The 6,687-nt window shown below is 70.7% G+C and carries 5 protein-coding genes and 1 pseudogene; all 6 read left to right on the forward strand.

Annotated elements, in window-relative coordinates; translation table 11 throughout:
- Nucleotides 1-28 precede the first annotated feature (28 nt).
- Nucleotides 29-880, forward strand: a complete 852-nt coding sequence (locus tag ACREPD_RS14920) for a type II secretion system minor pseudopilin GspK (RefSeq protein ID WP_431600047.1) — start codon at nt 29-31, stop codon at nt 878-880.
- Nucleotides 877-2,043 carry a type II secretion system protein GspL gene (gene gspL / locus ACREPD_RS14925; protein ID WP_431600048.1) on the forward strand — a complete coding sequence of 389 codons (1,167 nt, stop codon included), beginning with the start codon at nt 877-879 and terminating at the stop codon, nt 2,041-2,043. Before ACREPD_RS14920 ends, gspL begins: the two co-directional genes overlap by 4 nt.
- Nucleotides 2,043-2,585: a type II secretion system protein GspM gene (gene gspM, locus ACREPD_RS14930; protein ID WP_431600049.1), complete on the forward strand. Its 543-nt coding sequence runs from the start codon at nt 2,043-2,045 to the stop codon at nt 2,583-2,585. Before gspL ends, gspM begins: the two co-directional genes overlap by 1 nt.
- A gap of 17 nt (nt 2,586-2,602) precedes the next feature.
- Nucleotides 2,603-4,954: a type II secretion system secretin GspD gene (gspD, locus tag ACREPD_RS14935; RefSeq protein ID WP_431600052.1), complete on the forward strand. Its 2,352-nt coding sequence runs from the start codon at nt 2,603-2,605 to the stop codon at nt 4,952-4,954.
- Complete coding sequence (gspE, locus tag ACREPD_RS14940) at nt 4,951-6,393, forward strand: type II secretion system ATPase GspE (protein ID WP_431600050.1); 1,443 nt, start codon at nt 4,951-4,953, stop codon at nt 6,391-6,393. The genes gspD and gspE overlap by 4 nt, the downstream gene beginning before the upstream one ends.
- 10 nt (nt 6,394-6,403) lie before the next feature.
- Nucleotides 6,404-6,687 (forward strand): annotated as a pseudogene (locus ACREPD_RS14945) (type II secretion system inner membrane protein GspF); the annotation flags it as partial.

The following is a 6,687-nucleotide window of genomic DNA, read 5'->3' on the forward strand; positions in this document are numbered from 1 at the left end:
AAGGTGTTCGGGTCGGCAGCAGCGTGGCATGGCGGTGATCGTGGCCATGCTGGTGGTGGCGATCGTGGCGGTGATCGCCACCGGCCTGGTGCTGCGCCAGTCCACGGCGCTGCGCACGCTGCGCGGTGAGCAGCTGCGCGCGCAGATCGGCATGGCAGTGGATGCGTCAGTGGAGCAGGCCGCCAGGCAGCTTCGCGATGATGTCGGCAACCCGCGCGGCCCCACCGCTGCGGGCGGCTGGGCGCAGCCCATCGTGTTGCAGTCGCCGCTGCCCACGCAGGTGCAGCTGCATGATGCGCAGGCGCTGTTCAATCTGCGCAACCTGGTGCGCGACGGCAAGCCGGACGCGCACGCGCAGGCCGTGTTCGAGCGCCTGTGCGCCATGCAGGGCGTTGCTGCGCCGGCCTGCGTGCAGGTGCGCACGTTCGTGGTGGCGCGCATCGGTGGCGCCGGGCCATTGCCCCGCGACGCACAGGGCGTGCTGGCACTGGCGCTGTCCGACGGCGACCCGCTGCAACGCCAGGCGCTGGCGCAGGTGCTTACCCTGCTGCCGCTGCCCACGCTGCTCAACGCCAATACCAGCTCGGCGAAGCTGTTGGCTGCGGAATTGCCGGACAGCGACGAGGCGGCCCTGAACGCGCTGCTGGCCGAGCGCGACGCCGGCCGTACCCTGCTCAACGGGGGCGACATTGCCTTCCGGCTGAAGCTGACCGACGCACAGGCGCTCACCCTGCAGGTGGGCATACATAGCGAATGGTTCCTGGTCGACGGCATGGTCCAGGCCGATGAGGCACGGGTTCCGTTCCAGGCATTGATCTGGCGCGAGCACCGCGATCTCGGCGTGCGGGTACAGCGCATGTGGACGAGGATCGGCGCATGAAGGGTGAGTTGCGCCTGCGACTGCCGCCGTTGGCTGCGCTGGGCCCGGACGCTGCCGTTGCGTGGGCGTGGCTGCAGCGCGGCGAGGTGACCGCTCATGGGTCCGATCCGCTGCGTGCATTGGGCGAACGTCATCCCGGCGCCACCGCAGTGGCCTGCGTGGACGTGCAGGACCTGATCCTGCTCGACCTGCTGCTGCCAGCGCTGGCCGGGCGACGATTGGAGGTGGCGATGCAGGCCGAGATTGAAGCATTGCTGCTGGAGGACGTGGCCGAGGTTGCCTTCGCGCACGGGCCGCAGGGTCCGGATGGGCGGGTGGCCGTGGCCTGGTTGGGCCGCGACGCGGTGCAGCAGGTGGTGGCGACGTTTGTTGCCGTCGGCCTGCGGCTGCAGGGCGTGTATCCCACCCCGCTGCTGTTGCCGCTGAAGGACGGGCAGCCGACGTTGCAACGCTGTGGCGAGCACCTGCTGGTGCGCACGGCGCGTGACCATGGGTGGGTACAGTGGCTGGGTGGCGGGAACGGCGAGGCGGTGGCCAACCAGCTTCGCGCGCGGTTCGGCGCCGACGGCGCGTGTGCGCCACAGTGGATCGGCGACGCGCCGCCGGGCTGGCCGATGCCGGTCGATACGGCGGGACTTCCGCCCGAACAGCAATGGAGCGGTGCGTTGCCCAGCTGGTCGCTGCCGCTGCCAGGCACAGTGCGGCGCACGCCGTGGAAGGCGGTCGCACTGGGTGTAGCCGCCGCGCTCGTCGCCGCGCTCGGGCTGCAGCTGCAGACGTGGCGAATGACGGCGCATGCCCACGCCCTCGAGCAGGACATGCAGCAGCAGGTGCGGCAGGCGTTGCCTGAGGTCGGCGACGTGGTGGACCCGATACTGCAGGCGCAGCGCGCAGTTGACGCTGCGGCTGCGCAGCCGCTCGTGGCGCCGGAGGTGCAGCGCTTGAGTGCCACGGCGCTGCAGGCGGTGCCGGAATGGGCCGGCGCGGCCACGCGCATGCACTACCGGCCAGGTGAGCTGCTGCTGCAGCTGGATCCCGAGCTCGGGCCCGGCGTGGACAGCGCACGCCTGGAGCGCTGGCAACAGGCGCTGCAGGCGCATGGCCTGAGCCTGGAGGATCGCGGCAACGGCCGCCTGCTGGTCAGCGCTGCCGGACCCGGCTGATGGCCCGCACCCTGACCGCCATGCCTGCCTCCGCAGGCCGGCCGCGTGTCGGCCAGGAGCTGCTGCGCCGTTGGCAGGAGCTGGCCGCGCGGGAGCGGGGCATGTTGCTGCTGATGGTGCTGGCCATCGGCGGCGCCGCGCTGTGGGTGGGCTGGTGGGAACCACTGCAGAAGCAGCGGGTGCAGCTGCAGGCCGAGCTGCCGCGCCTGCGCGCACAGCAGCGGCAGCTGCATGATCTGCTGGCCACGCTGCAACGCCAGCGCACGGCTGCCGTCATCACGGCCGCTTCGCTGCGCACGCGGTTGACGGAGGCGGGGCTGCAGCAGCAGGCAACGCTGTCCGAGTCGCCCACGCAGTGGCAGTTGGCGGTGCGCGAGGCGCCGGCCGACACGCTTTGGAACGCACTGCTGCCGGTACTGGCCAACCCGGCCGTGCAGGTGCAGGAACTGACACTGGAACGAACAGGGAATCCCAACATGGCGGCGGCACGGGTGTCAGGCACGATCGTGATGAAGCGCAATGGCAGCGGTGGCGCACGATGAGCCGATTGCGCGCAGGGATGTGGGCCGCCGCGCTGGTACTGGCGGTGGGCGCCGGGCAGGGCAGCGGGGTCGCGCACGCACAGGCAGCGGCCACCGCCGCCGATGAGCGTGTGCAGCTGAATCTGGTGGACACCGACGTTGGCGGCGTGCTGCGCATGGCCGCACGCTTCACCGGCCGCCAGTTCCTGATCGACCCGAAGGTGACCGGCAAGATGACCGTGGTCTCCGATGGCCCGGTCGACCGCGCGCAGGCCTACCAGCTGCTGGTCGGCGCCCTGCGCATGCGCGGCTATGCCGTGGTGGAAAGCGGCGGCCTCACCCGTGTGGTGCCGCAGGCCGACGCCAAGCTGCTGGGCGGTGCGGTGGGCAGCGGCGGCGCGGGCGGCGAGGTGGTCACCCGCACCTTCACGCTGCGCTTCGAGAACGCCACCGCGCTGGTACCAGTGCTGCGGCCGATGATCGCCGCCGACAACCCGATCACCGCCTCGGCCGCAAGCAACAGCCTGGTCATCACCGACTACGCCGACAACCTGGAACGCATCGCGCGGATCATCGCCAGCCTGGACACGCCGGCGAACATGGACACCGACGTGGTCAAGCTGCAACAGGGCATCGCGGTGGACGTAGCGGCCATGGTCAGCCCGTTGCTGGACGCGCAGGGCAACGAGCCCACCCAGAAGGTGGTGGTGATGGCCGACCCGCGCAGCAACAGCGTGCTGCTGCGCTCCAGCAGCCCGGCGCGTACGCGCCTGGCGCGGCAGCTGGTGGAGAAGCTCGACCGCGCGCAGGACGAATCGGGCAACCTGCACGTGGTGTACCTGCGCAATGCACAAGCGACGCAGCTGGCCAAGGTACTGCGCGGCGTGATCGCCGGGCAATCGGACGCGCCGCGCGCAAGCGACCCGCTGGCCACCAGCGCGCCCGCCGCAGGCACCGCGGTGGCGCAGACACCGGGTACGCAACAGACCGGCGCCAGCGGCAGCACCGGAGGCATGCCCAGCTCCGAGCGCCTCGGCGCCAACGGCAACAAGGACGACGACAGCAGCGGCTTCAGCCACAACGGCGTGTCGGTGCAACCCGATCCCACCACCAACACCTTGCTGATCTCGGCGCCCGAGCCGGTCTACCGCAACCTGCGCCGGGTCATCGACCAGCTCGACCAGCGCCGCGCCCAGGTGCTGGTGGAAAGCCTGATCGTCGAAGTCACCGCGTCCGACGCCGCCGAACTGGGCGTGCAATGGATGCTCGGCAACGGTCGCACCTTCGGCGGCACCCACTTCGGCGGCAGTGGCATCACTACGGGCGCGAAGACCACGCTGGACGTGCTGGCCAAGGACGGTCTGAACCTCGGCGTGATCGACGGCACGATCAACCTGCCGGGCATCGGCGAGATCCTCAACCTGAAGGCGCTGGCCAACGCGCTGCAGAGCAGGGGCGGTGCGAACATTCTTTCCACGCCCAACCTGATGACGCTGGACAACGAGAAGGCCAGCATCATGGTCGGCCAGACGGTGCCGTTCGTCAGCGGGCGCTACGTCACCGATGGCGGTGGCAGCAGCAACAACCCGTTCCAGACCATCGAACGCGAAGACATAGGCCTGAAGCTGCAGGTGCGGCCGCAGATCTCCGAAGGCGGCACGGTCAAGCTGGACATCTACCAGGAAGTGAGCAGCATCGACCCGCAGCGCTCCAACGAGACCATCGGCATCGTGACCAACAAGCGAGCGCTCGACACCAGCGTGCTGCTCGATGATGGCCAGATCATGGTGCTGGGCGGCCTGCTCGAAGACAGCGTGAGCCACGGCCGCGACGCCGTGCCCGGACTGGGGCGCATTCCGCTGCTGGGCGCGCTGTTCCGCAGCGATACCCGCAGCCGCGCCAAGACCAACCTGATGGTGTTCCTGCGCCCGCATGTGGTGCGCGACCCCGCGGCCGGGCAGCGCCTCACCCGCGACCGCTACGACTTCATGCGCAATGCGCAGGCCAGCGTGCAGCCGCTGTCGAGCTGGGCGCTGCCGGACATGCAGGCCCCGCAGCTGCCGCCGCAGGACCTGCCGGTACTGGGCGAGGGCGGTACGCGGCCACTGCAGCCGGGCGCAACGGTGCAGAGCTCGGTGGCCACCTTGAATGCGCAGTCCGACAGCCCGGTACAGCTGCTGCAGTTCGCGCAGAACCTCGATGCCACCCACGCCGCGCAGGCCGTGGCGCAGGTGCGGGCGCTCGGCCTTCCGGCCTACGCCGAAGCCGTGCCCGGTGGCAGTGGCCAACGGCTGCGCGTGCGGGTGCCGCGCGAACCGGCCACCCTGGACCCGGCGCTGCAGCAGCTGCGCACGCTGGGCTACACCCCGGAACTGGTGATCGAGCCGTGAGCGCCACCGGTGTGCTGCCGCCGCTGCCGTTCGCCTGGGCCCGCGCGCAGCAGCTGCTGCTGGGCAGCGACGGTGAACAGCCGGTGCTGGTCGGCACGGCCGCGACGGCGCCCTGGGCGGTGGCGGAGCTGCGCCGCCGCTACGGTGCGCTGCGCTTCGAGGTGATCGAAGAGGCGGCGTGGCAGCAGCGGTTGGGCGAGCAGTACCGTGACGGTGGCGACGCGGCGGCACTGGTGGGGGCGGCCGAGAGCGACGTCGACCTGGACCGGCTGATGCAGGACATGCCGGAGGTCACCGATCTGCTGGACGCACAGGACGACGCGCCGGTGATCCGCATGATCAACGCGTTGCTGGCCCAGGCCGCGCGTGATGGCGCCAGCGATCTGCATATTGAACCGTTCGAAACCCATTCGGTGGTGCGCTACCGGGTCGACGGCACGCTGCGCGACATGGTGCAGCCGCGCCGTGCACTGCATGCCGCGCTGGTCTCACGCATCAAGATCATGGCGCACCTGGATATCGCCGAGAAGCGCCTGCCGCAGGACGGTCGCATCGCCATCCGGGTGGGTGGGCGGCCGCTCGATGTGCGCGTGTCCACCGTGCCCACCGGCCATGGTGAGCGCGCGGTGCTGCGCCTGCTGGAGAAGGATGCCGGCCGCCTGCAACTGCAGCGCCTGGGCATGGCCGACGACACGCTCGCCACCTTCACCGGGCTGATCCGCCAGCCGCATGGCATCGTGCTGGTCACCGGCCCGACCGGCAGTGGCAAGACCACGTCCATGTATGCGGCGCTCGGGCAGCTCGACAGCAGCACCAGCAACATCCTCACGGTGGAAGATCCGGTCGAGTACGACTTCGCCGGCATCGGCCAGATCCAGGTCAACGCCCGCATCGGCATGACCTTCGCCACGGCGCTGCGCGCGATCCTGCGCCAGGACCCGGATACGATCATGATCGGCGAGATCCGTGACCTGGAAACCGCGCAGATTGCCGTGCAGTCTTCGCTCACCGGGCATGGCGTACTGGCGTCGCTGCACACCAACGACGCCATTTCAGCGGTGACCCGGCTGGCCGACATGGGCGTGGAGCCGTTCCTGCTGGCGTCGTCCCTACGCGGTGTGCTGGCGCAGCGGCTGGTGCGGCGGCTGTGCCTTCAGTGCCGGCGGCTGGAGCACGACAGCGAGGGCCGGCCCGAATGGCGCGCGGTGGGCTGCCCGGCCTGCGGCAACAGCGGCTACCGGGGGCGCACCGGCATCCATGAGCTGTTCGTGGTGGACGACCGGGTACGGGCGCTCATCCACGAAGGGCAGGGCGAGCCTGCATTGCGCGAGGCCGCGCGCCTGGCCGGCATGCGGGCATTGCGCGAGGACGGCATGCGCTGGGTGGCGCAGGGTGTGACCACGCGCGAGGAGATCCTGCGCGTGACCGGCGACGACTGAGGCCACGCCCATGCCGCAGTTCGACTACCAGGCGGTCACCGCCAGCGGCGCCACCGAGAAGGGGCGGCTGGAGGCGGACAGCCCGCGCGGTGCGCGGCAACTGCTGCGTGGCCGAGGCCTGACCCCGGTGGACCTGCGCGCGGTAAGCGCCGGCGCAGGGCAATGGCGGCGCCGCGCGCTCAGTGCAACGGAGCTGGCGTGGGCCACCCGGCAGCTGTCCAGCCTGCTGGCCGCGCGCCTGCCGCTGGAGGCCGCGCTCAGCGCGGTGATCGAACAGGCCGAGCAGGCACACGC

This window comes from Stenotrophomonas sp., assembly GCF_050737075.1.
GTDB lineage: Bacteria > Pseudomonadota > Gammaproteobacteria > Xanthomonadales > Xanthomonadaceae > Stenotrophomonas.